This window comes from Legionella maioricensis (genome assembly GCF_023618015.1).
GTDB classification, from domain to species: domain Bacteria; phylum Pseudomonadota; class Gammaproteobacteria; order Legionellales; family Legionellaceae; genus Legionella; species Legionella maioricensis.
Genome location: NZ_JAJKBJ010000003.1, coordinates 72,914 through 98,284, shown reverse-complemented (window position 1 = coordinate 98,284; position 25,371 = coordinate 72,914). Strand labels below are relative to the sequence as shown.

Here is a 25,371-nt window from a genome sequence, read left to right as displayed (position 1 = left end):
ATTAGGTACAGAGCAGTTCTTTATTTTAAAACAACTTTAAGTTTTCATAGGCCAATCCGTATACCCCTTGGCACCGTTTCCATACCAGGTTTCTTTGGGCGCGAGAGTTAATTCTATTCCTCTTTCCAAACAAGCGACTAAATCAGGATTAGCAATAAAGGGACGACCAAAACAAATTAAATCGGCTAAATTATCCTCACGAGCTTTAAGTGCTAACTGCAAGTCATAACTATTATTGGCTATATAAATTCCTTTAAATAATTTTCGCAAAGCGGCAAAGCTAAAATGAGCCGGGATGGTACGAGGCCCCATGGTCTCCCCTTCAATCCAATGAATATAGGACAGACCAAAATGATTTAATTGTTTCACGACATAGGTAAACGTGGCCATGGGATCGCTGTCGTCAATGTCGTTTGAATGAGTCACCGGTGATAAACGGATACCGATACGGCCAGCTGGCCATACGGCAGTTAACGCTTCGACAATCTCCAGCAATAAACGCGCCCGATTGGCAATACTGCCCCCATAGTTATCCGTCCGTTTATTGGTTTTATCACTTAGAAACTGATGAATTAGATAACCATTTGCTGCATGAATTTCTATACCATCAAAACCGGCCCGTTTCGCACAGGCACTGGCGTGAACATATTGCTCAATAATATTCGGAATTTCACTGCCCTCTAAGGCACGAGGAGTGACATAATCTTGAAACCCTGTTTCGGTATAAGCCTTTCCAATAGGACGAATTGCAGAAGGAGCGACGGGGGGCTGATTATCTATTTGCAGATCAGGATGCGAAATTCGCCCTACATGCCACAATTGAGCAAAGATAGTCCCCCCCTTTGCATGAACAGCATCCGTAGACAGTTTCCAACCTAAAGTTTGCTGCTCATTATAAATGCCCGGAGTAAATGCATACCCTTTTCCTTGTTGGGAAATTTGAGTAGCTTCTGAAATAATTAATCCAGCTGAAGCTCTTTGGCCGTAATATTCTGCATTCATGGGGCCTTGAACATCCCCCTTCCCCGCCCGAGAGCGAGTGAGCGGCCCCATAACAATTCGATTAGCAAGAGTTAGATCACTCAGTTGAGTTGATTTAAATAAATCCATATTATTTTTGAACAATACCGACACTATAATTCCTTAAATATCAGTTGACTATGATTAATATACCATTAAAAAAAGCTGCTTTGGCTAGTTGCTCAAGATAAATATCGGTAACAGTTTTCCAATAGAATGCATCCAGATAAAAGGTCAGCTGAAGAATAAAAATTATCGTGTATAATGATATTTTTATTTTCATAAAAGCCTTTATGTATGCTCTAGATATTGAACAATTATCTAAAACTTATGCCAATGGTGTTGAAGCATTGAAAGGCATTGATTTAAAAGTCAAGACTGGGGATTTCTTTGCCTTATTAGGAGCTAATGGCGCAGGGAAATCGACTACCATTGGATTAATAACTACCTTAGTTAATAAAACGTCCGGCAGCATTCGTATTCATGGCCATGACTTATATAATGAACCAGAAAAAGCCAAGTCTTGTCTGGGCCTTGTTCCTCAAGAAGTCAACCTGAATATTTTCGAAACCTGCATCCAAATTTTATTAAACCAGGCAGGTTATTATGGAATTTCACGAAAACAAGCCTTACCCAGAGCCGAATCATTATTAGAGCAATTAGGACTTTGGGATAAAAGACACTCTATCGCACGCCATCTATCAGGTGGAATGAAACGTCGGCTCATGATAGCTCGAGCGTTAATTCATCAACCTAAAGTCCTTATTCTTGATGAACCCACTGCCGGTGTCGATATAGAAATTAGGCGAAGCATGTGGAAATTTTTAACCCGGACTAATGAGGAAGGAACTACTATTATTCTAACGACTCATTACCTGGAAGAGGCCGAACAACTTTGTAAAAATATTGCCATCATTGATCGAGGCCAAATTATAAAAAATACGTCAATGAGCGCCCTATTACAAACCTTACATCATCAAACATTTATTTTTAATACGGAACAGCCTATAGAAGTATTGCCGGATCTTAGCCCATTTAAAACAGCTCTTGTTGACGCAAATACCTTTGAATTACGGATTGAGAATGATCGTACTCTGAATGAAGTATTTGCAGTATTAACAAAGCATCAAATTAAAATTAACAGTATGCGTAATAAAACCAACCGCTTGGAAGAGCTTTTTCTGGATCTGATTAAAAATGGCCATTAAACCACAACTCATTGCCCTTTATACTCTGGTTAGACGCGAGTTAGTTCGTATGTTCCGCATCGCCAGTCAGGTATTTTTACCACCCGTCATTACCACCACCCTCTATTTTTTAATTTTTGGCAGTTTGATTGGACCGCGAATTGGCACCATAGAGGGGGTCAGCTATCCTATGTTTATCGCCCCGGGGTTAATCATGATGTCGGTTATCGTAAACTCCTATGGCAATGTGTCCACATCCTTGTTCAGTGTACGCTTTCAAAAAAGCATCGAGGAAATGCTGATCAGCCCCATGCATAATGGCTTATTATTATTAGGTTATGTTTTAGGCGGGGTACTCAGAGGAGTAATTGTTGCCATTTTAGTTTTTCTTATTGCCAGCTTTTTTCTAACTCTGGAACTAAAGCATTTGCCCATGACTTTACTGGTTGTTTTACTGGTCTCCGCCGTGTTCTCTCTAGCGGGATTCACCAATGCTATGGTAGCGCGTAATTTTGATGAGATTATGCTGATACCAACCTTTGTACTCACCCCACTCACCTATTTGGGAGGGGTATTTTACAGCACAAGCATGCTCCCGGCTTTTTGGCAGAAAGTATCTTTCTTAAATCCTATTTTATACATGGTCAATGCCCTAAGGCACGCCATGATAGGTCAGGAGGAAGTAAGTATGACCTTGGCTATGAGCATTATTTGTCTCATGTTGGTGGCTTTAACCGTGATTAATATGATCCTGCTAAAAAAAGGGGTTGGGTTACGTGAATGATGATGCATTGATTCTTATAGAAATCCGACGCATGTTATCCAACAATAAAACACATGGTACAATAATAAAATTATCGACTGATTACAAAAAAATCAGTCAGATACCGCGACCTATCTTCTCCCCAAGGACTGATGGAGAACTGGTACTCTCCTAGTTTTAATCATTAAACGGGTTCGTCGCTGAGGTAAAGACCTAATGAAGAAAGGGTGTATTCGCTACACCAGCACTCATTGAGCTTTGGTTCAGCGAAACTAGTTTAATTCTAGTCTCCGCCAACTCATTAAGTCTTATATTTTGGTAGTCAACAGCAATTTTGTGCTAATTGAGAAGATTTCATGCCCATACCTAATTTTTCAGAATTACTGAATAAAGTCTTAAATGGAGACGGTCCAGCATTGGCTCGTTGGTTAAAATATACGCAGAGAAATATATTTAACGAAGAAGAAATTAAGCAAACGATTGACCGAATTAATGCTGCCGAAGAAGGGCTCCAAAAAAGCTACGCCCTATATTTAAATGCCTTGCGGCATCAATATGGCATAGGCACGGATAGAAACGAAACCGAAGCCATCAGACTTTATGACGAAGCAATCAAATTAGACAATCCTCATGCAATGACCAACAGAGCCGCCATGCATCGACAGGGCCTGGGCGGCGAAATAAATCTCTCAGAAGCCATCATACTTTATGATAAGGCAATCAAACGAGGCAATGCTGATGCAATGACTAGTAGAGCATCCATGCATTTTTATGGTCTAGACGATTACGTCAATTACCCCGCTGCCATCAAACTTTATGAAATGGCAATCGAACGAGGCAATGCTACTGCAATGACTAATAGAGCATTCATGCATTTGCATGGTATAGCTGGTAACGTAAATTACCGCAAAGCCATAGCCCTTTATGAAAGAGCAATCGAACTAGGCCATACTCAGGCAATGTATGGAAGAGCATTAATGTATGAACAGGGTATAGGCGGTAACATAGACATCCCTGCTGCAATCGCCCTTTACGAAAGAGCAATTATGTTGGGTAATCGCCACGCGAGGCCTGTTCTAAATATATTACGAGGGTCTCAACCGCAAGTTCCTGCACAGGTCGAGGAAAACACCCCACCCTGCAATCTGGCCAATATTAGCATGCTGATTTTAAGTGGTTTTATCACTGCTGCAGGAATTGCCGCCATAGCCATAGCGTTTACTGTTCTGAATGCAGCTACCTGTGGTATTGCAGGAGTCGCGGTCGCAAACGTCGGGGCGGCATTAGCTCTTTCAGGAATAGGGTTATTTGCAACAGGGGTCTATAAAAACACCTCAACGAACAGTTACCCTTCTTTGGATGTTGTAGACACGATGGCTACAATCCCTTAACACATATTGATAACAGGCGTTGGCAATTAAAACCCGGCGCCTATGTCGCAGCCTGGCAATCGAGCCAATATAACTACAACCCGATTGAATAATAATTAAACATATGGTACAATTATCAAATTATCGACTGATTACAAGCAAAATTCAGTCAGATATCGCGACCTATCTTCTCCCCAAGGATTGCTGGAGAACTGGTGCTCCCTAGTTTTAATCATTAAACGGGTTCGTCGCTGAGGTAAAGACCTAATGAAGAAAAGGTGTATTCGTTACACCAGCACTCATGGCGCTTTGGTTCAGCGAAACTGGTTTAATTCCAGTCTCCTCTAACTCATTAAGTCTTCTATTTTTTAGTCAACAGTCATGAACATTGTGCGCTAACAGAGAGGACATCATGCCCATACCTAATTTTTCAGAACTACTCAATAAAGTCTTAAATGGAGACAGCCCTGCATTGGAGCAATGGCTTCAATATACAGAGAGTAATGCATTTAGTGCAGAGGAAATCAAGCAAACGATTGACCGAATTAATGCTGCGGAAGAAGGTCTACAAAAAAGCTACGCCTTATATTTAAATGCTTTGTGGAATCTATATGGTATAGGCACAGATAAAAACCAAATCGAAGCCATCAGACTTTATGAGGCAGCAATCAACTTAGGCAATTCTCATGCAATGAATGATAGGGCATTGATGCATGAATATGGTCTAGACGGTAACAGAGATATCCCCGCTGCCATCAACCTTTATGAAATGGCAATCGAACGAGGCAATACTGCTGCAATGAATAACAGAGCCTACATGCATCAATATGGTATAGGCGGTGACAGAAATTACCTCGCTGCCATAGCCCTTTATGAAAGAGCAATGAATCGAGGCAAGACGGAGGCAATGACTCAGAGAGCCTACATGCATCAACTTGGCCTGGGCGGTAACATAAATTATCCCGAAGCCATCAGACTTTATGACAAGGCAATCAATCGAGGAAATACTGAAGCAATGGTTAAAAGAGCATTCATGCATGAATTTGGTCTAGGCGATGTTACAAATTATCCCGAAGCCATCAGACTTTATGACGAGGCAATCAATCGAGGAAATACTGAGGCAATGGTTAATAGAGCCAACATGCATCGATATAGTCTGGGCGGTAACAAAGATATCCTCGCGGCCATCGCCCTTTTTGAAAAAGCAAGTAAGTTAGGGGATATCCTCGCGCAGATTGCGCTATCTCAAATAAAGTTTGTAGAAACAAATGAACCACAAGCTCCTGAGCAGTCTGTGAAAACAAATGGACCCCAAGCTCCTGAGCAGTTTGTAGAAACAAATGCACCGCAAGTTCCTGAGCAGTCTATAGAAACAATGGGGCCGCAAGTATCAGCACAGAGCGAGGAAAATACCCCTTCCGGCAATCTGGCCAATATTAGCATGCTGATTTTAAGTGGTTTTATCACTGCTGCAGGAATTGCCGCCATAGCCATAGCGTTTACTGTTCTGAATGCAGCTACCTGTGGTATTGCAGGAGTCGCGGTCGCAAACGTCGGGGCGGCATTAGCTCTTTCAGGAATAGGGTTATTTGCAACAGGGGTCTATAAAAACACCTCAACGAACAGTTACCCTTCTTTGGATGTTGTAGACACGATGGCTACAATCCCTTAACACATATTGATAACAGGCGTTGGCAATTAAAACCCGGCGCCTATGTCGCAGCCTGGCAATCGAGCCAATATAACTACAACCCGATTGAATAATAATTAAACATATGGTACAATTATCAAATTATCGACTGATTACAAGCAAAATTCAGTCAGATATCGCGACCTATCTTCTCCCCAAGGATTGCTGGAGAACTGGTGCTCCCTAGTTTTAATCATTAAACGGGTTCGTCGCTGAGGTAAAGACCTAATGAAGAAAAGGTGTATTCGTTACACCAGCACTCATGGCGCTTTGGTTCAGCGAAACTGGTTTAATTCCAGTCTCCTCTAACTCATTAAGTCTTCTATTTTTTAGTCAACAGTCATGAACATTGTGCGCTAACAGAGAGGACATCATGCCCATACCTAATTTTTCAGAACTACTCAATAAAGTCTTAAATGGAGACAGCCCTGCATTGGAGCAATGGCTTCAATATACAGAGAGTAATGCATTTAGTGCAGAGGAAATCAAGCAAACGATTGACCGAATTAATGCTGCGGAAGAAGGTCTACAAAAAAGCTACGCCTTATATTTAAATGCTTTGTGGAATCTATATGGTATAGGCACAGATAAAAACCAAATCGAAGCCATCAGACTTTATGAGGCAGCAATCAACTTAGGCAATTCTCATGCAATGAATGATAGGGCATTGATGCATGAATATGGTCTAGACGGTAACAGAGATATCCCCGCTGCCATCAACCTTTATGAAATGGCAATCGAACGAGGCAATACTGCTGCAATGAATAACAGAGCCTACATGCATCAATATGGTATAGGCGGTGACAGAAATTACCTCGCTGCCATAGCCCTTTATGAAAGAGCAATGAATCGAGGCAAGACGGAGGCAATGACTCAGAGAGCCTACATGCATCAACTTGGCCTGGGCGGTAACATAAATTATCCCGAAGCCATCAGACTTTATGACAAGGCAATCAATCGAGGAAATACTGAAGCAATGGTTAAAAGAGCATTCATGCATGAATTTGGTCTAGGCGATGTTACAAATTATCCCGAAGCCATCAGACTTTATGACGAGGCAATCAATCGAGGAAATACTGAGGCAATGGTTAATAGAGCCAACATGCATCGATATAGTCTGGGCGGTAACAAAGATATCCTCGCGGCCATCGCCCTTTTTGAAAAAGCAAGTAAGTTAGGGGATATCCTCGCGCAGATTGCGCTATCTCAAATAAAGTTTGTAGAAACAAATGAACCACAAGCTCCTGAGCAGTCTGTGAAAACAAATGGACCCCAAGCTCCTGAGCAGTTTGTAGAAACAAATGCACCGCAAGTTCCTGAGCAGTCTATAGAAACAATGGGGCCGCAAGTATCAGCACAGAGCGAGGAAAATACCCCTTCCGGCAATCTGGCCAATATTAGCATGCTGATTTTAAGTGGTTTTATCACTGCTGCAGGAATTGCCGCCATAGCCATAGCGTTTACTGTTCTGAATGCAGCTACCTGTGGTATTGCAGGAGTCGCGGTCGCAAGCGTCGGGGCGGCATTAGCTCTTTCAGGAATAGGGTTATTTGCAACAGGGGTCTATAAAAACACCTCAACGAACAGTTACCCTTCTTTGGATGTGGTAGACACAATGGTTGCTACTCATTAAAAACCTATTGATACCAGGCGTTGACAATTGACCTCAACGCCTAAGTCGCAGCCTGGCAATCGAGTCAATATAGCTATGAAAGATAACCACTACAGTGGTTGCGCTTGATCACATGGTATAATTATTAAATCGACGACTGACTACAAGCAAAATTCAGTCGGATATCGCGACCTATCTTCTCCTCAAGGACTCCTGGAGAACTGGTACCCTCCTAGTTTTAATCATTAAACGGGTTCGTCGCTGAGGTAAAGACCTAATGAAGAAAAGGTGTATTTATTACATCCGCGCTCATTGAGCTTTGGTTCAGCGAAACGGGTTTAATTCCAGTCTCCTCAACTCATTAAGTCTTATGTTTTTTAGTCAACAGTCATCAACATTGTGCGCTAACAGAGAGGATATCATGCCCATACCTAATTTCTCAGAATTACTAAATAAAGTCTTAAATGGTGACAGCCCCGCCTTGACTCAATGGTTTGAATATACAGAGAGAAATATATTTAACGAAGAAGAAATTAAACAAACAATTGACGGAATTAATGCTGCCGAGGAAGGACTACAAAAAAGCTACGCCTTATATGTAAATGCTTTATGGCATCAATATGGCATAGGCAGAGACAAAAACTACCCAGAGGCCATCAGGCTTTATGAAGAGGCAATCAAGCGAGACAATACTCATGCAATGAATAATAGAGCATGCATGCATCATTGGGGTCTGGGTGGTCCGGTCAATTACCCTAAAGCCATCAAGCTTTATGAAGAGGCAATCAAGCTAGGCAGTGATTGTGCAATGTCGAATAGAGCATTCATGCATCATTATGGTCAGGGTGGTCCCTTCAATTACCCTGAAGCCATAAGGCTTTATGAAGAGGCAATCAAGCTAGGCAATTCGAGTGCAATGTATAACAGAGCATTCATGTATGAAGAGGGTCAAGGCGTTCTAGACGGTAACAGAAACTACCCCCAAGCCATTAGCCTTTATAAAGAGGCAATCAAACTAGGCCATGCTGGTGCAATGAATAAAAAAGCATACATGTATCATTATGGTCTAGGCCGTGAGAGAAATTACCCCAAAGCCATCAGATTTTATGAGGCCGCAATCGAACGAGGCAACACTCGTGCAATGGTTAATAGAGCATTCATGCATCGATATGGCCAAGGCGATGCCGTGAATTACCCCGCAGCCATCGCCCTTTATGAAATGGCAATCAAACAAGACAATGCCGCTGCAATGGTTTGTAGAGCTTACATGTATCAATATGGTCAAGGCGGTAACGTAGATTACCCCGCAGCCATCGCCCTTTTTGAAAGAGCAAGTAAGTTGGGGAATGGTGAGGCGATGAGGGCTCTTGATCAACTGCGACGACTGTCTCAAATGGAACTGGCAGAAAAAAATGAGCCACCAGTACCCGGCCCCATAGAGTTCATAGAAACAAATGAACAGCAAGTACCTGCCCAGACAGAGGAAAACGTTCAACCATGCACTCTGGCGAATATTAGCATGCTGGTTTTAAGTGGTTTTGTCACGGCAGTAGGAATTGCCGCCGTAGCCATAGCCTTTACTGCTCTTAATGCGGCCACCTGTGGTATTGCAGGAGTAGCAGTCGCAAGCGTCGGGGTCGCATTAACTCTTTCAGGAATAGGGTTATTTGCAACAGGTATCTATATAAACACCGCAACAAACAATGCCCCTTCTTTGGATGTTGTAGACACGATGGCGGCAATCCCTTAACGCATATTGATAACAGGCGTTGGCAATTCTCCCAACGCCTACGTCACAGATTGTTCGGCATCCAGAAATCGAGAGCAAAGACAGATATCTGGTTCACAAAACAGGATTTTTCCAGCAAGATGCGGAGGTCCCAAAAACCAATTGTCAACAGACCTATTTAGGTTTAAAACCCAGAGCAGCCAGGCGCTGCTCAATAGAGGGGTGAGTGGAAAAAGCACTGCTTAAAGACTTTACGGGATCAATACCTGAAGGATCAAATAAATAAGAAGCTTGTCTTACCTGCTCGTGAGCGGTATTGCCATACTGCTGGGCATACTCTTCCGCATGTTGTTGATGATCATCGCTGATTTTAAGTAACGCCCGCGCCATAGGCTCATTATCCCGCATCAATTCGACGCATCCTGAATCGGCCATATACTCTCGGGTTCGACTTAAAAATAATGTTAACAACACCGTGATAATAGGTAAAACATAGCGAAGAACAATGATGACCATCGCTAATCGATTATCTTCACGTTTATTATCGCGTCGAAAAACCACTGAATAAAACAGAATATCAATAACGATCAATAAAATATTACTGAGTACCGCAACCATTAAGGTCAATTTAATATCGTGATGACGAATATGACTTAACTCATGTGCCATTACCGCCTGGAGTTCGGCTCTATCCAGTTTGCCCATTAAACCGCGAGTAATGGCGACCATCGCTGATTTTTCACTATAGCCACTGGCAAAAGCATTCATATAATCTGCCTCGATAATAAATACCTTAGGCATATACTGTAACCCTGCAGCGACTTTCATCTCTTCAACGACATTATATAATTGTTTTTCTTGTAGTGATTGGGCCGTTTCAGGGGTCACCTCATGATATTCGGTGCCTAATAACATTATCCGGTCGTAAAAAGCATAGGTAATCCATAGAGACACCACTGCCAATCCCACCATAATCAAGGTGGCATAGGGAACGACCCTAAAGGTGATTAACGCCAAAAGACACTGGTCCAAAGAAAGATGAACTTGCGCGGCATGAGAATAGTAAGTCTGTAAAATAAAGGTATCAGCGATTAGACCAACAATAAGATAAACGAAAAAAAAGAGCGCAATAACGCCACGAGTCTTACGCTCATTTTTTTTCAATTGTTCACGCCAATCCCCTACTGAAGCGTGATAATCCGCAATGGCCATATTTTATACTCAAAATTTAACCGTATAGTCTTCTTTGGCTTGGATCTGCTCTTCAGGAAGTCCCCAATAAACAAACTCTTTATTCAAAGAAGAAGCAAACATTGACACGACAATGGATTCAAAAAAAGATTTTTTCTTCGCATTATAGCGCTCGATACCGTCATTATAAGCCTGCTTGGAATAAGCCAACTTATTTTCAGTATTCACTATCTCTTCTTGCAATTGAATTACGTTTTGATTGGCTTTCAAATCCGGATATTGTTCAAACACAACATTCAGACCCGAGGCAATTTGAGAGATTCCATTTTCTGCAGCGATCCGTCCTTGTTCATCTCCTGCGGCTTTGGCTGCCTGCGCTTGATTACGTAAGGCCACGACATCTTTTAAAGTAGTTTTTTCATAATCCATATATTTATTGACTGCCGAAATCAACGATTCGAATACTTTAAATCGACGATCCAGCTGAATATCAATTTGTTTTTTATTGTTGTTAATCGCCTCTATTAAGCCGATTAAGGTGTTATAAATACTAATAGCCCAGATAAATATCAGTGCGACTATTACCAAAATAGCTATAAAAAAAGTACCCATTTTTTTATCCTATGCCTAGATTTCCTAAATTAAGTTATAGCCTGAAATGTATAAAATTGACAGGGAGTTTTAATGAGAATTCAACAAAATAATTTGAGCAACCTCTTCTGGCGTTTCAGTAAGTAGGTTGGGGCATTTTGACCCAACAACGAATATTGCCATAGGCACCTAAAGGCTATATAACGAGGGCTTAAGGAATAGGTAAATGAATCAAGGTGAGCGAGGCACTTGGAGAATAGACGGTGGCTTTTGTTGGGTCTAAAAGACCCAACCTACTTGCTGGCTCCCTCTCCTTGATGCAGCGATAGCGTAATCAAGGCTCAATCACTCCAATCCTTGCGAATCATCCAGCCAGAATTGGTTTTAAAAACTGTCCAGTGTAAGACTGCTTACATTGAGCAACCTCTTCTGGCGTTCCAGTCGCAATAATAAGTCCACCTTTGCTGCCGCCCTCAGGGCCTAAGTCGATGATCCAGTCTGCTGTTTTAATCACATCCAGATTATGTTCAATGATGACAATGGTATTACCCTGTTCACGTAAGCGAAACAGTACTGCCAATAATTGCCTGGTATCATGAAAATGTAGGCCGGTTGTTGGTTCGTCCAAAATATATAAAGTACTTCCCGTATCTCGTTTTGATAATTCCTTTGCTAATTTAATCCTTTGCGCCTCGCCCCCAGAAAGCGTTGTGGCACTTTGCCCCAATTTTATATAGGATAACCCAACATCCATTAGGGTTTGACATTTTTTGGCAAGTGAAGGAATCGCTGCAAAAAAAGTACAGGCATCTTCTACAGTCATTTCTAAAATTTCGTGGATGTTCTTGCCTTTATATTGAATTTCTAAAGTTTCTCTGTTGTAACGCTTGCCATGGCATACGTCACAAGAAACATAAATGTCGGGTAAAAAATGCATTTCCACCTTGATAAGACCATCGCCTTGGCATGCCTCGCAACGTCCTCCTTTTACATTAAAACTAAATCTTCCTGGCTGGTAACCGCGAGCCCGAGACTCAGGAGTCCCAGAGAATAATTCTCTGATAAAGGTAAATAAGCCGGTATAAGTTGCGGGATTTGAACGCGGCGTACGCCCTATAGGACTTTGATTAATGTCGATTACTTTGTCGCATAAATTCAAACCTGAAATTTCTTTTACCGCTCCCGGTATAAATAAACTGGCTCGATTCAGTGTGTTCGCGGCCAAAGGATATAAGGTATCGTTGATTAAACTGGATTTACCCGACCCAGAAACACCAGTAATACAGGTCAATAGACCCAAAGGAATACTGACATCAACCTCTTGCAAATTATTACAAGTAACCCCTTTCAGATGAATCATCCGTTCTAAATTGATCGGTAAGCGCGTATCAGGAATGACTATGGATTGCTTACCTGATAAATATTGACCTGTTAGCGACGCCGGATTTTGCATCACTTCCGCAGGAGTGCCGCTCGCAACAATTTCTCCTCCATGCACACCAGCTCCGGGACCTATATCGAGCACAAAATCGGCACTTCGAATTGCATCTTCATCATGCTCTACGACAATGACGGTATTACCTTGATTGCGCAAATGCATAAGCGTCTGCAGTAAACGATCATTATCGCGCTGATGTAAACCGATGGATGGCTCATCCAGGATATACATCACCCCAACGAGTCCAGATCCTATTTGACTGGCTAAACGAATACGCTGCGCCTCACCACCTGACAAAGTTTCAGCACTTCGCGTTAAAGAAAGGTAATCTAAACCGACATTGACTAAAAACCCTAATCGCTCAATTATTTCTTTATTAATTTTGGCGGCAATTTCACCGCGATAACCGGTCAACTGCAAGTTTTTAAAAAACTCATGCGCTTTTTCTATAGAGTAAGAGGAGATTTCAGGTAAATTTTTATCATCAATAAACACATTTCTGGCTTCTTCACGTAATCTTGCCCCGTGGCAGGATTGACAAGGGCGTGACGATAAATATTTCGCCAAATCCTCTCTTATCATATTGGAATCTGATTCACGGTAACGACGTTGCATATTAGGGATTATCCCTTCAAAAGCATGTCTTTTCACCATATAACCACCATTGGGTCTATGGTAATTAAACTCTATTACCTCTCGCCCGCTTCCATAGAGAATAATTTTCTGTATGTCTTCTGATAAATCACAAAAAGCCGTATTGAGATCAAAACCATAATGAGTAGCAAGTGATTCAAGCATACTGAAATAATAATTGGTTTTCTTATCCCACCCCCGGATGGCTCCCTCAGCTAAACTGGCGGTTTCATTATGGACCACCCGCTGAGGATCAAAAAATTGATCTACACCTAAACCATCACAGGCAGAACAGGCCCCCATAGGATTATTAAAAGAAAATAATCGAGGCTCTAGTTCACTTAAACTATAACCACACTCGGGGCAGGCAAACTTGGAAGAAAACAGCAGGTCATCAAACTCAGCATCCATTGAGGAAACGATGGCTATGCCTTCGGCCAAATTTAATGCATTTTCAAAGGACTCACTTAAGCGCTGAGCAATATCTGCTCTCACTTTAAAGCGGTCCACAACTACTTCAATAGTATGCTTGGTGCGCAACCCCAGTTTGGGCGGAGAATCTAATTCGCAAAGCTCCCCATCGATACGAGCACGCACATAGCCTTGAGCTTGCAATTGTTGCAGTAATTGCACATGCTCCCCCTTACGCTCGCGTACTACAGGCGCCAAAATCATCACCTTACTGTCCGCCGGCAAAGTTAAAACCTGATCCACCATCTGGCTAATCGTTTGAGCATGCAAACTAATGTGATGCGTTGGACAACGCGGCTCCCCAACACGAGCATAAAGCAAACGTAAATAATCATAAATCTCAGTAATTGTTCCCACAGTAGAACGCGGATTATGTGACGTTGCTTTTTGTTCAATAGAAATAGCGGGGGATAAACCTTCAATAGAATCTACATCTGGTTTTTCCATCATGGATAAGAATTGTCTTGCATAAGCAGATAAAGACTCAACGTAACGTCTCTGTCCTTCAGCGTATAAAGTATCAAAAGCCAAAGAAGATTTTCCAGAACCCGACAAGCCAGTGATTACAATTAACTTATCTCGGGGGAGATCCAAGTCTAAATTTTTAAGATTGTGAGTCCTTGCGCCACGAATACTAATAGTATGCATATAATTCATATTTTGATTTAAAAAGAAACAAGTATAGCTCTGCTATACTAATAAAACAAACGGTTCATTTGGCTAAAAAAAAGGACTTCAAAGATGAAATTTTTTCTGCGAGCAGTTGTTGTAACTCTCCTGTTCTTTTCATCTGTTCTCCACGCTAATCCGACTCCCGATGTAGGTGAATGGGTGAAGCAAACCCTTTCGGATACCTTCTTGATAAGCTTTGAGGAAAAACAAGATAATCTGGTACCAATTCGTAATAATTACACTTATGACTCCTGGAGTGCCTTAGTTGGATTTTTGGGTGACTATATGGAGACCACTCGCAACCAGAAACTCGTCGTCCATCCTTTGTTTAAAGAAGACCCTATTGTAGTGGGCCAAGGGATTTCTTCAGGAATCCAGTTCTGGCGCGTTAATCAAACGGTAGTCTTACCCGAGTTTAAAGTAGAACTTTTTTTCTCAATCCTTGTTCTTTTAAGAAGTGCCAATAGTGAGGACCCCTATGTTATTCAAAGTATGGATATTATAAAAAGAGACTATTAAGAAAGATCATCCGACTTAAATTAGTGCTCATTTCTCACAAATTGATTTTGGGTATCAATAATAATGCGAGTATACTTCTGTAGATGAATTCTGATTGAACGGAGGATTAAGTGAAGAGCACGATGCGTCATAGTATTTATTGTTTTATTTCCCTCATGTTAATTTTCTTTATAAATCAGATTCAAGCCAGTAATCTTAAGGAAATAGAGCAAGACATTAGTGATTCTTTAATTACCACCAAAATTACCGCCCGATTTGCCGAAAATAAAAACATCAACCCATTAAAAATCTCTGTTTCAACGACTGGAGGAATTGTGCAATTAAGTGGCTATGTCAGAGACAAACAGGCCTTTGTTGATGCATTGCGTATTGCCAAAACCACTCATGGGGTGAAATCAGTGCGCGCCAATAATTTATATATTAAAAAAGTAAATACTGCATTTACCGACGCCTTCATTACGGCCAAGGTAGAAACGGCTGTACTCAAGGCTAAGGTGCTTGACGATGAATCCATACCACTGGTAGGAATTAACGCAACCACAACTAATGGAGTAGTTACACTGTCTGGCCATGTTTTCAGTGCTCAATCTCTTGCATCGATTATTAAACGAGTCAATGCAATACGTGGTGTCAAAAAAATCATCAGTCGTTTAGAAATTAAGGATAATGTATGAAACTTATGACGCGCTTTAAATTATTTCTATGGTATTTTGGCCACTTTAAAATAGCAATGATTGGTTATTTAAAACCCCGTTTAATTAAACTATCGGACAGTGAAATAGTGATACGCCTTCCCTTAAGAAGACGCAGCCGTAATCATTTAAATTCAATGTATTTTGGTGCCTTAGCAGTAGGCGCTGATTTAGCAGCCGGATTACATGGTTTTTATTATGCTGACGTGGAAAAATGCAAGGTGTCTTTAGCTTTTAAATCATTTCAGGCTCACTTTTTACATAGACCAGAGTCTGATGTGTATTTTGTTTCCACCAGCGGCGAACTTGTCAAAAAGATGATAACGGAATCGCAAAATTCAGGTGAGCGAATCAATAAACCCATTAACGTCAAAGCCTATACTCATTATCTTACTCAACCAGAAGAAGTTGCGGATTTTATTTTGGAACTCTCGCTTAAAGTAATTAAATGAATCCATTATCCTGGTTGGCAGACTATAAAAAAATACCTATATTCCGGGCACGAGCGAATTTGACAAAGTATTCAAGCAAGTCTAATTTAAAATCATGGTGAGATTTTATTTTCACCGCCCTGAGGCCCAAATATATGATAGATCTAATAATCCAAACGCAGCCTGATGATGAAAGTTGTGGCCCAACCAGTTTGCATGCCATCTATAAATTTTATGGGGTCGATATCCCTTTAGACGAAATCATCCAGGGCATTGATCGATCTCTTTCTGGCGGCACATTAACCCCCATGCTAGCAAAACATGCCTTACAAAATGGTTTTCAAACTCGTATTTATATTTACAATTTAAATCTATTTGACCCTACTTGGTTTCACCACGGCGAAGCCGACAATCAATTTCTAATAGAAAAACTCAACACCCAAATGGAATACAAAAATGATCCTTATATGGTAAAGGAAACTTTGGCCTATCTGGATTATTTAAAATTAGACGGCAAAATCAGCATGAACTCACTGAATGTGGATTTATTAAAAAAATATTTTAAACGAGGGATCCCCATTCTAACTGCCCTGAGCGCCACTTATTTATATCGTAGTTCGCGAGAATACTTTACTCCAGAAGGTAAATCAGTTTACGATGATATTCGTGGTACACCATGTGGACATTTTGTTGTACTTTGTGGTTACGATCAAAAAAAACGACTCGTCGTTATTGCTGATCCCCACGCGAAGAATCCACTTTTTCATAATAATTATTATAAAGTAAGTATAAATCGCTTGATTAACTCGATAATGCTTGGTGTACTAACTTATGACGCGAATTTACTCATCATCGAACCCAAAGAGAGATAAATGCAAACAGTTATAGTCACTGATAATCTTAAGAGTTGGTCGTTTTTAAGTGAGCTTGCTCCAATAGTACATGCCCTTGAATACTTAAGTGGTGATGAATACCACCAAAGCAAATCATTCCGAGTCATTAATCTTTGCCAATCATATAATTACCAAACTATAGGTTATTACGTGTCCTTATTGGCTCAGGCGCGTGATCATAAAGCACTGCCTTCTGTGCACAGTATTCAGGACGTTTTGAATGTCAGTCTGTCCAAATTAATCTCACAAGATACTCACGAAGAAATTCAGCATAGCTTACACGATATTAAAGGTAATGAATTTATCTTAAGTTTGTATTTTGGCCAAAATATGGCGAAACGCTACGCCACATTAGCGAAACAATTACATGGCCTATTTCCACTGCCGTTGATTCGTTTTACCCTGGAAAAGAAAAAGCAATGGCGAATTAAATCGTTAACCCCATTATCTCTGGGTGATGTTCCAGTACAACATCTGGAATTTATGCGTGAAGCAGCTGAGAACTACTTATCAAAAAAAAGAGTGCACCAATGGCGCAAAAAACAACGTTTTCATGATCTGGCCATTCTCGTGGATCCGACGGAGCCTAATGCCCCTTCAAATAAGAAAGCATTAGAGCTTTTTGTTTCCTGCGGCGAAGAGTTAGGATTAAATGTTGATATCATTGATAAAAATGAAAGCAAATCGATTGCAGAATATGACGCTTTATTTATAAGAGCTACTACCTCAGTAAACCATTATACTTATCGCCTATCCCGGCGTGCTGCCCAGGAAAATCTGGTGGTTATCGATGATCCTCAGTCAATCATTAAATGCTCCAATAAAGTATACCTTGCAGAACTGCTGAGTAGTCATCAAATCATGACTCCTGACACCATATTTATCAGTAAATACGACGAAAAATTACCTAAAATAGAATTTCCCTGTGTTTTGAAAAAACCAGACAGTGCTTTTTCTCATGGCGTCGTTAAAATTGACGATGAAAAATCGTTACAAAAATCACTAAGCCAATTTTTCAAGACCTCTGACTTGGTGGTGATCCAACCGTTTATTCCTACTGAGTTCGATTGGCGAATCGGCATTCTGGATAATAAACCCCTTTTTGCCTGCCGGTATTTTATGGCAAAAGGCCATTGGCAGATCTATGATTGGCATGGAACCCAGGAACAAAAGGAAGGAGATCATGAAACCCTCCCCATCCATGTCGTACCAGAAGCTATCCTTAAAATTGCTTTAAAAAGCACTCGCTTGATTGGTGATGGCTTATATGGTGTCGATATCAAAAGTCATGGCGATAAACATTATGTCATCGAAGTCAATGACAATCCTAATATAGATAATGGACTCGAAGATCAAATTCTGGGTGAGAATTTATACCAGCAAATTATGAATGTCTTTTTACAACGTATTCGCAGGAAACATGGTTATGTCTAACTTCCCTATTTTTTCAGTTCTGGGTATAGAAATAGAATACATGCTGGTTGATAAAAACAGTTTAAATGTACAACCTAAAAGCGACGTGATTTTAAGCGCTTTAGCCGGTCAGCTCGTTAATCAAGTAGAACTAGGAGACATCGCCATCAGTAATGAACTGGTGATGCATGTCCTGGAATTAAAAAATAATGGTCCCAAGCCCCCTAACACCCCCATTAGCGAATCATTTCAAAATACTATTTTGCAATTACAACCCCTTCTTGCCCAACACAACTTATTATTATTACCCACTGGCGCGCATCCCTGGATGAACCCCCATAGTGAAACCATGCGCTGGCCACATGGTAGTCATGCCATCTATAAGCAATTTGATGCTATATTTAACTGCCAAGGCCACGGCTGGGCGAACTTACAGAGCATGCACGTCAATCTGCCCTACTCCAATCAGGAAGAGTTTTGTCAATTACATAATATTATTCGGCTGATTCTGCCCTTATTGCCAGCCCTTGCCGCAAGCTCTCCCTTACTTGATGGAAAAGCCACTGGTTTATTGGATTCACGATTATATTTTTATTGCCGGAACCAACTGCGCATTCCCTCAATTAGTGGTGACATTATTCCTGAATTCATTAGAACCGAAGAGGAATACCAAGAAAAAATTCTAGCACCTATGTACCAAGATATTAGTCCTTTTGATCCAGATAAAATATTACAATATCAATGGTTAAATTCACGAGCTGCAATCCCCAAATTTGATCATAAAGCCATAGAAATTCGGATTTTAGACAGTCAGGAATGTGTAGAGGCTGATATTGCCATAGCAACAGCGATTAATGCTATTTTAAAACATTGGCAAAGCTCCTCGAGCTATTACCTTCATCATCCCTGTGACACACAACGTTTAAAACAGGTATTTGATCAAAGCATAGAAAAAGGACTGGCTGTAACTGTAGATGACAGAGAATTGATGACGCAATGGCAATTACCTCATCGAGCGCTAACCCTTAGAGAGGTGTGGTCGCAGTTAATAGAAAAAGTCAGTTCTGAATTGGGGCAAAAACAACAGTTGGCTCTAGAACTTATATTAAGCCAGGGAAATTTAAGCGAACGTATTTTGCACGCTATCGGTAAAGATATGGATAAAAATTTGTTACCCAAAGTATACCATCAACTGGCCCATTGCCTTATTTCCAATCAGCAATTTATGCCATGATGAAAAAAATAGCTTTAGTTGTGAGTTGCGAGCATGCAGTTGATAGCATCCCGACACCGTACCAATCTTTATTTGTTCCATTTAAAGATCTTTTAGCCAGCCATCGAGGAATTGACTTTGGCGCTTTAACCATAGCAGAACATCTAGCAAAACAGGTTTCTTGTGATTTTATCCAGGCCACGACCACAAGACTTCTCGTGGACTGCAACAAAAGTATGAGTCATCCTCGCTGTTTCTCTGAAGTGACTCGAAGTTTACCTCCTGAAGAGAAGCAAAAAATCCTGAACCTTTACTATTGGCCCTATCGCCAACAGGTCATGGCCTCGATCAAAAAACATATTGAACAAGGATCACAAGTATGGCATTTGTCTATTCATAGCTTTACTCCGGTGTTGCACGACATTGTCCGTAATGCAGATATAGGATTTCTGTACGATCCTCAGCGCCCCCCGGAAAAAACGCTGGCCAGACAGTGGAAAAAGGAAATTCAAAAACACCCCCCCGAATACAAAATCAGGATGAACTACCCTTATAAAGGAGTGAGCGATGGTTTCACGAGCATGATGAGGAAAATTTATCCAAGTGAGGCATACGTCGGTATTGAAGTAGAATCCAATCAAGCATTAACCCAAAACACTCAAAATCTCGACAATTTAAAAAATATTCTAGCAATTAGCTTATTAAAATTGATATGTTAATATTAACTTAATAAAGTTCTATTAAAATAAACGGCACTTAATGCTTTTGGTAATTTGATGATTTCAGAATTTTTTTCAAAATATATTTTAGAATACATTCTAGCATCAGGATATGTTTCCGAATATATAGAACTAGTTGAATCATTTAAAAAAAACCAGATCTCCAAGATAATAGAAACAGTTAACGCAAAAATTTTTGAGACCTTAGACAGCCCTAAGTTTAATCCTCGAATCGCTCCCTATTTCGCCAATAGAAATAAAGAAGGGGTTCCGTTCACTGATTTCAGTCTGGATCCGGATAATATTTCTCAAATTAAGAAAGTCATCAATGCCCTATATCATGCTCACTTAACTTTTGTAGATCTGGAAAATGTTGATTTAAGAAATCCGTCACGTACTACGGCTGATTTGCAATTACTGTATGGCAAAACAATCCATGAAGCTTATGAAGCCAGTTATTTATTAACCCATTTAGATGTTGATATTAAGGACATGTTTAGTGAAGAATTTTCCCTCATTCTTCCTTATATTAATGACTTTCAAGCGTTCATAAAAAGGCAATCAACAACAACACAAGAAATAGCCGAGAAATATAAAGAATTTCCAATCAGTTATAAAGCCGGAGAAATTACCGGGGTTGCTATAGAACAAATGCAGCCCAACAGCGGCGATTTGGATTATAATTTTCTAACTCAATTCAGTGCTGATTTGCCGGGATACATAGACAAAGTAACCCAATACATCTCAAAGTACTCCTCTCAAATCATAGAAAAAGAGCCGCTCAGTAAAGAAAAAATAGAAGAGTTGCAAGATGCCGCTTTTAAGCTATTAAATGATTTGGAAAATTTAAAGGGCAACAGGCTGTTCCTCTCATTTAAAGTTTTAAAATACATTCACATTATCCGCAATATTATTACCTTATCGATGAGTTCCTTAGAGCAAATGGGGAATTTAAGTGACTCATCTCAAGATGTCATTCGTGATAACTTAGCTCTGTTAAAATATTCTGTGTTACCTGAATTATTTGGCCTGGTTGATAAAATTGAAGACAATGCCATGCTAAAGCCTGGCACATTTTCTGCTCCCTTGATGGAGAAAGTAAAACCTCTGTATGACTTATTGATCTATTATGCATCCAAGCCGGTTAATTTTCAGGAAAAAGGCGAAGAATTACTTAGCATAGAAGACTCTCGTTTTCTTGCTTTAAGATTAGAGGGCACGTTCAAGCGAATTGATAGAGCGAATAAAGCGCTGTTTAAAATTAATAAAGCTCAAGACGCTTTGACTGATTTTTATCTGATCCTTGATGATCCCCAGTTTAGGGATATGACACTTAGTCAACTCCCTCAAGAAACCAAAAATCAGCTGATTGAACATTATAAGGTTATTAAACCTTATATGATGCACATTGATGGGGATTTTAATAACCTCATCATTCGAAATCTCCAGGACCTTGGAGAAGAAGATGTGGCCTCTTATCTATCCAAACAATGGCGTTGGTTAAAAGGCGAGCGCCCTGCAGACCACGTAAGTTTCGTTTTGGAAAAGAAAAGTGCGGTACAGGATTTAATCTCTAAAAAAATAGCTACCCAGGAATTTCATATCGCTTTGAATAGGGATTTGATTGATTCCGTTCAAAAACAAACAAATTTGGTTTTATTCCCCTACAGCGATAAAGCAAATATCTTTACTATTGATGAATCAACCGCCCTTAATTTAAACTCTTTGTTGCTACATAAAAAAGCACAAAAAGCTTTAGCAGACTTTTATCGGGTACTCAATGAACCACGATATAGAACTGCTGCAATATATGAATTGCCTAAAGAAACCAAAGATCAACTCATTAAGCATTATGAACTTCTTAGACCTTATATCACACAAGTTGATCCGGAGTTCAATGAATTGGTCACTCAGATTCTTTTTCGTCCACAAAGTTGGGCTTCTTTTCTATCCAAACCATGGCCCTGGATAAAAAATAAGACTCCCGAAGAGCATGTTGGTTTCATTTTAGAGAAAAAAGATAATTTAGAGCGCTTAATCGCTAAAAAAATAGCAGATGAACCGACCTCACTATTACAATTTAAAAAAGAAGACGAACATAATTTACTGGTGAATCCAGAACAGTTAAGTGCCGATCACGCTCTTGATTTATACCAATGGTATAGAAACAAGCACAGTAAATTTATGATCGCCAGAAATGCCTATAATGAATTTATTGCTTTGTTAAAAAGACATCCGCAAACTCGCGGTGATGTTCTTCATATCAATAATCTTAATCAGGCAACAAAAGCCCAATGTCGCAATTTATATAACCTCTTTCAACCCTACTTCATTAATGGAATGCCCAAAGAGCGTCGAGCCGCGGCATTAGTTTTTGATAGTTATCTGGTTCATTCCTTGTCAAATAAGGTATCTCCTACCCAGGCTCCTCCGGTAAACCTGTTTGCGGAAATGAATGAATATTTTCAAGTGTACTTTACTCAGATTGATATAAATTGGAATAAAAAAAGTCGCGCTTATTTAAGATGTGCAAGAGAAAAATTTGAAAGTGAAAATGAAGCCTCCCCACTGGAACCCGAAACCAATACGGAAAATAGAGCGTATCATTTAATTCCCCATACTAAATATTCTAAATTTATCAGGGAATTTAGAACTACTTTGCTTGAAATGACAGCAACATTTAACGACGCAATGCGGGCAGAGTTAACGCCCAAGCAAAATGTCCCTCTTTACCAAAAGCCTGTAACCCCTGTCGAAGAATTTATTGAGGCATTTAATAAATTTATAAACGATGAAATCAACGCCATCCCTTTTCCTGAATTAGAAGATAAAAATCAGACCCTGAGTCAAAGTAAACAGGTGGTGGCGATAAAAAGAATATTCAATGCGGTTTATCATATTGAAGGCATCGTTCGCGAATTAGAAGATCTAACTAATCGTCAATACGAAAGTGAATATGTTTATCATCTATTACAAGCCTATGGGCACATTAATGAAATCAAGGAGTTAGCCGAGGGACTGGCTGCTGACCCCCATTTTGGACTCATAGGCCGTGAGTTATTGGAAAAAGCACAAACTATTTTTGCAACCATCCAGGAGCACAGCGATCCCTATCAGGTTTCGCCTGATGAAGTACCTACCGAAGGAACAGTACAATATAGTGGCCTGTGGTATACTCTTAATGCTTTTTTTATCATTCCCAAACACATCAGAGCCTTAAACAATAGTAATTATCTCACTACCGAAGAACTTGATGAGTTACATGTGTGTGCCAAAAAATCAGCAGTAAGAATAGAAAAAATAATTAGCAACTCGAACTCCTATTTTAAATTGTTCTTACAAACACCGAATATGTATCGGTTGTACCGAGACCTCACCAATAAACTCAATGAATTCGTCAGTACCTCTCATGATACGATGATGGATAATTTAGATAAGTTTAGAGCTGAATTTATTACACCCATGCTTCTTGAAGCTGATTTATGGGAAGATAAATTAGGATTAAAGCCAGGCACTTTATCTGAGACGCTAAAAAAAATAACCGATGAATATTATAAAGGCTTACTTCACCCTCTTAGTTTGAATTCTGCAACTCATATTGCCCTGATTTGTGATAAAGCCCCTATAGAAAAAAGAATATCCATAACCAATAAAAAGATTGATAGTGCAACCCTGCATATTGCTAAACTGGAAAAAAATTATAAACATGTAGAACATCTATATGAACTTATCACCAAATACGAAAATTTTAATGGCGGCCTTTTGCCCACATCTGATTTAATTTTAAATCTAACTCGAGCCGAATTAGTTGAAACTTATAAAAAAGCTTTACCCAAATTGGTTAAACTCCAGAAAAAAATTGACATACAAGCGAGTAAAAAGGCAACGGACTACCAATTGGATGACTTACTTAATTCAGAAGTCTCTAAATACGAACCTAAATTAACGCAAATCAAAGCCGTAGTCGCGTCTTGTCATCATTACTATTTAGGGGTAAAAGCTACTTATCAAATGCAGTTAAATACTGCTACAGAAAAATTAACTTATCTCAACAAGGTAAAAACAGAACAAGAACAAGACGACCTTCTTTTTGTAGAGGAATACACCAAAGAATCATTTAATAAACACTTAGAAGCCTTATGTAACCGTCATATAGGCTTGCAATATACTGATAAAGAATATCGCAAAAAACTTAAAGCGTATTTACTTACCTTCAAAGAACAGATTATTAATGAATCGCGAACTGCTGAAGATATTAATCTAACGATCAGAAATTTACTGAAAGAAAAAATTAGTCTTTTCGAAAAAGAGAATTTTGCTCAACATTATCACCTCGATACGGTACGCGTTGCTCTAGCCCAATTCAAAAATTACTTTAGTCTCTCTAATTCAGCCATTGAAAATGGTACCTCTGTCTTTGAAAGCGACGATACTTTAGAAAGAAAGTCCGACTGTATTAATAGACTTATTGGAATTGCAGAAAATGAAGAACTAAGCATTGATACTCGTTTCGAACAAATAAAACTCCATGTCAGAAACCCCAATTTTGAACGAATAATACTGGCTCACAAACATGAAAGTTATTTTAGTTTTACCTATCTCAAACAGTGTTTGATTTCTTTATTAGAAATCCTTCATCTTTATACGCCAACCCGAAAGGCTCTTTTTTATAGCTTAAGCGATGCGGTAAACAATAAACCTAGAATTAATGAGCTCACCAAACGCTTTGGTTTATTTGCTGCATCAAGTATTACCGAAGAATGTTCATTACCAATTGAAGCTGGTGTTGAGGCTAGTGCTGGCCAAACGGATGAGGAACCAAAGAGAAGTTTAGCGGAGGAATGGAATACCAAGGGCAGAAGAAACATGCTCATGTTTAGACAGCGGATGCAAAAAACTTCCGATGAGGTGCAGGACTTCGAAGAACAACATGAATTAGTCATGAGTTAACCTACTCAACTTCAATATATCTCATTTTTACCTTCACTGTATTAAAGTGTAAAAAATGTCTTTCTAAAGCCATAGTCAATAAGTTTTTTTAGGTCACAAATAGCTTTATTTGAAATTATTGTCCATAATTGAATCATAAATTTATCATCAAGACCGTTAAATGTCGCGAATTGC

Annotated in this window: 18 protein-coding genes; 14 read left to right on the top strand and 4 right to left on the bottom strand. The window is 39.8% G+C overall.

Annotated elements, in window-relative coordinates:
- Window positions 1-36 precede the first annotated feature (36 nt).
- Window positions 37-1,134, bottom strand: a complete 1,098-nt coding sequence (locus tag LOX96_RS04085) for an alkene reductase (RefSeq protein ID WP_250419529.1) — start codon at window positions 1,132-1,134, stop codon at window positions 37-39.
- A gap of 179 nt (window positions 1,135-1,313) precedes the next feature.
- Here LOX96_RS04085 and LOX96_RS04080 point away from each other — a divergent pair, with 179 nt between their 5' ends.
- From LOX96_RS04080 to LOX96_RS04055, 6 genes are all read left to right on the top strand, one after another.
- Complete coding sequence (locus LOX96_RS04080; protein WP_250419531.1) at window positions 1,314-2,228, top strand: ABC transporter ATP-binding protein; 915 nt, start codon at window positions 1,314-1,316, stop codon at window positions 2,226-2,228.
- Window positions 2,218-2,991, top strand: coding sequence for an ABC transporter permease (locus tag LOX96_RS04075; protein ID WP_250419533.1), 774 nt, complete (start codon window positions 2,218-2,220; stop codon window positions 2,989-2,991). The genes LOX96_RS04080 and LOX96_RS04075 overlap by 11 nt, the downstream gene beginning before the upstream one ends.
- Before the next feature lie 335 nt (window positions 2,992-3,326).
- On the top strand, window positions 3,327-4,361 hold the full coding sequence (locus tag LOX96_RS04070) for a tetratricopeptide repeat protein (protein WP_250419535.1): 1,035 nt from the start codon (window positions 3,327-3,329) through the stop codon (window positions 4,359-4,361).
- A gap of 391 nt (window positions 4,362-4,752) precedes the next feature.
- Window positions 4,753-6,012 carry a tetratricopeptide repeat protein gene (locus LOX96_RS04065; protein ID WP_250456350.1) on the top strand — a complete coding sequence of 420 codons (1,260 nt, stop codon included), beginning with the start codon at window positions 4,753-4,755 and terminating at the stop codon, window positions 6,010-6,012.
- 391 nt (window positions 6,013-6,403) lie between these two features.
- The gene (locus tag LOX96_RS04060) at window positions 6,404-7,663 is read left to right on the top strand and encodes a tetratricopeptide repeat protein (protein WP_250419537.1); all 1,260 of its coding nucleotides are present in this window, start codon (window positions 6,404-6,406) and stop codon (window positions 7,661-7,663) included.
- Between the two features lie 400 nt (window positions 7,664-8,063).
- On the top strand, window positions 8,064-9,392 hold the full coding sequence (locus LOX96_RS04055) for a tetratricopeptide repeat protein (RefSeq protein ID WP_250419540.1): 1,329 nt from the start codon (window positions 8,064-8,066) through the stop codon (window positions 9,390-9,392).
- 153 nt (window positions 9,393-9,545) lie between these two features.
- On the opposite strand, the gene htpX is transcribed toward LOX96_RS04055, so the two are convergent.
- The 3 genes from htpX to uvrA form a co-directional block, all read right to left on the bottom strand.
- On the bottom strand, window positions 9,546-10,583 hold the full coding sequence (gene htpX / locus LOX96_RS04050) for a zinc metalloprotease HtpX (RefSeq protein WP_250419543.1): 1,038 nt from the start codon (window positions 10,581-10,583) through the stop codon (window positions 9,546-9,548).
- Between the two features lie 9 nt (window positions 10,584-10,592).
- Window positions 10,593-11,174 (bottom strand): LemA family protein, encoded by a 582-nt coding sequence (locus LOX96_RS04045; RefSeq protein WP_250419545.1) that lies wholly within the window; start codon window positions 11,172-11,174, stop codon window positions 10,593-10,595.
- A 343-nt stretch (window positions 11,175-11,517) separates the two neighbouring features.
- Window positions 11,518-14,343, bottom strand: a complete 2,826-nt coding sequence (gene uvrA, locus LOX96_RS04040; RefSeq protein ID WP_348645814.1) for an excinuclease ABC subunit UvrA — start codon at window positions 14,341-14,343, stop codon at window positions 11,518-11,520.
- 93 nt (window positions 14,344-14,436) lie between these two features.
- Between uvrA and LOX96_RS04035 the strand changes: the two genes are divergently transcribed.
- The 8 genes from LOX96_RS04035 to LOX96_RS04000 all read left to right on the top strand — a co-directional run bounded on the left by LOX96_RS04035 (window position 14,437) and on the right by LOX96_RS04000 (window position 25,197).
- Window positions 14,437-14,886, top strand: coding sequence for a hypothetical protein (locus LOX96_RS04035; RefSeq protein WP_250419550.1), 450 nt, complete (start codon window positions 14,437-14,439; stop codon window positions 14,884-14,886).
- Between the two features lie 122 nt (window positions 14,887-15,008).
- A complete protein-coding gene (locus LOX96_RS04030) occupies window positions 15,009-15,560 on the top strand; it encodes a BON domain-containing protein (protein WP_284498309.1) in 552 nt (183 codons plus the stop codon).
- Window positions 15,557-16,030 (top strand): DUF4442 domain-containing protein, encoded by a 474-nt coding sequence (locus tag LOX96_RS04025; protein WP_250419554.1) that lies wholly within the window; start codon window positions 15,557-15,559, stop codon window positions 16,028-16,030. The genes LOX96_RS04030 and LOX96_RS04025 overlap by 4 nt, the downstream gene beginning before the upstream one ends.
- A 134-nt stretch (window positions 16,031-16,164) precedes the next feature.
- On the top strand, window positions 16,165-16,881 hold the full coding sequence (locus tag LOX96_RS04020; protein WP_250419557.1) for a C39 family peptidase: 717 nt from the start codon (window positions 16,165-16,167) through the stop codon (window positions 16,879-16,881).
- Window positions 16,882-18,336, top strand: a complete 1,455-nt coding sequence (locus LOX96_RS04015; protein WP_250419560.1) for a RimK family ATP-grasp domain-containing protein — start codon at window positions 16,882-16,884, stop codon at window positions 18,334-18,336.
- Window positions 18,329-19,549, top strand: a complete 1,221-nt coding sequence (locus LOX96_RS04010; protein ID WP_250419563.1) for a glutamate-cysteine ligase family protein — start codon at window positions 18,329-18,331, stop codon at window positions 19,547-19,549. Before LOX96_RS04015 ends, LOX96_RS04010 begins: the two co-directional genes overlap by 8 nt.
- Window positions 19,546-20,247, top strand: a complete 702-nt coding sequence (locus LOX96_RS04005) for an N-formylglutamate amidohydrolase (protein WP_250419566.1) — start codon at window positions 19,546-19,548, stop codon at window positions 20,245-20,247. Before LOX96_RS04010 ends, LOX96_RS04005 begins: the two co-directional genes overlap by 4 nt.
- A 57-nt stretch (window positions 20,248-20,304) precedes the next feature.
- The gene (locus LOX96_RS04000; protein ID WP_284498305.1) at window positions 20,305-25,197 is read left to right on the top strand and encodes a protein SdhA; all 4,893 of its coding nucleotides are present in this window, start codon (window positions 20,305-20,307) and stop codon (window positions 25,195-25,197) included.
- The last annotated feature ends 174 nt before the right edge of the window (window positions 25,198-25,371 follow it).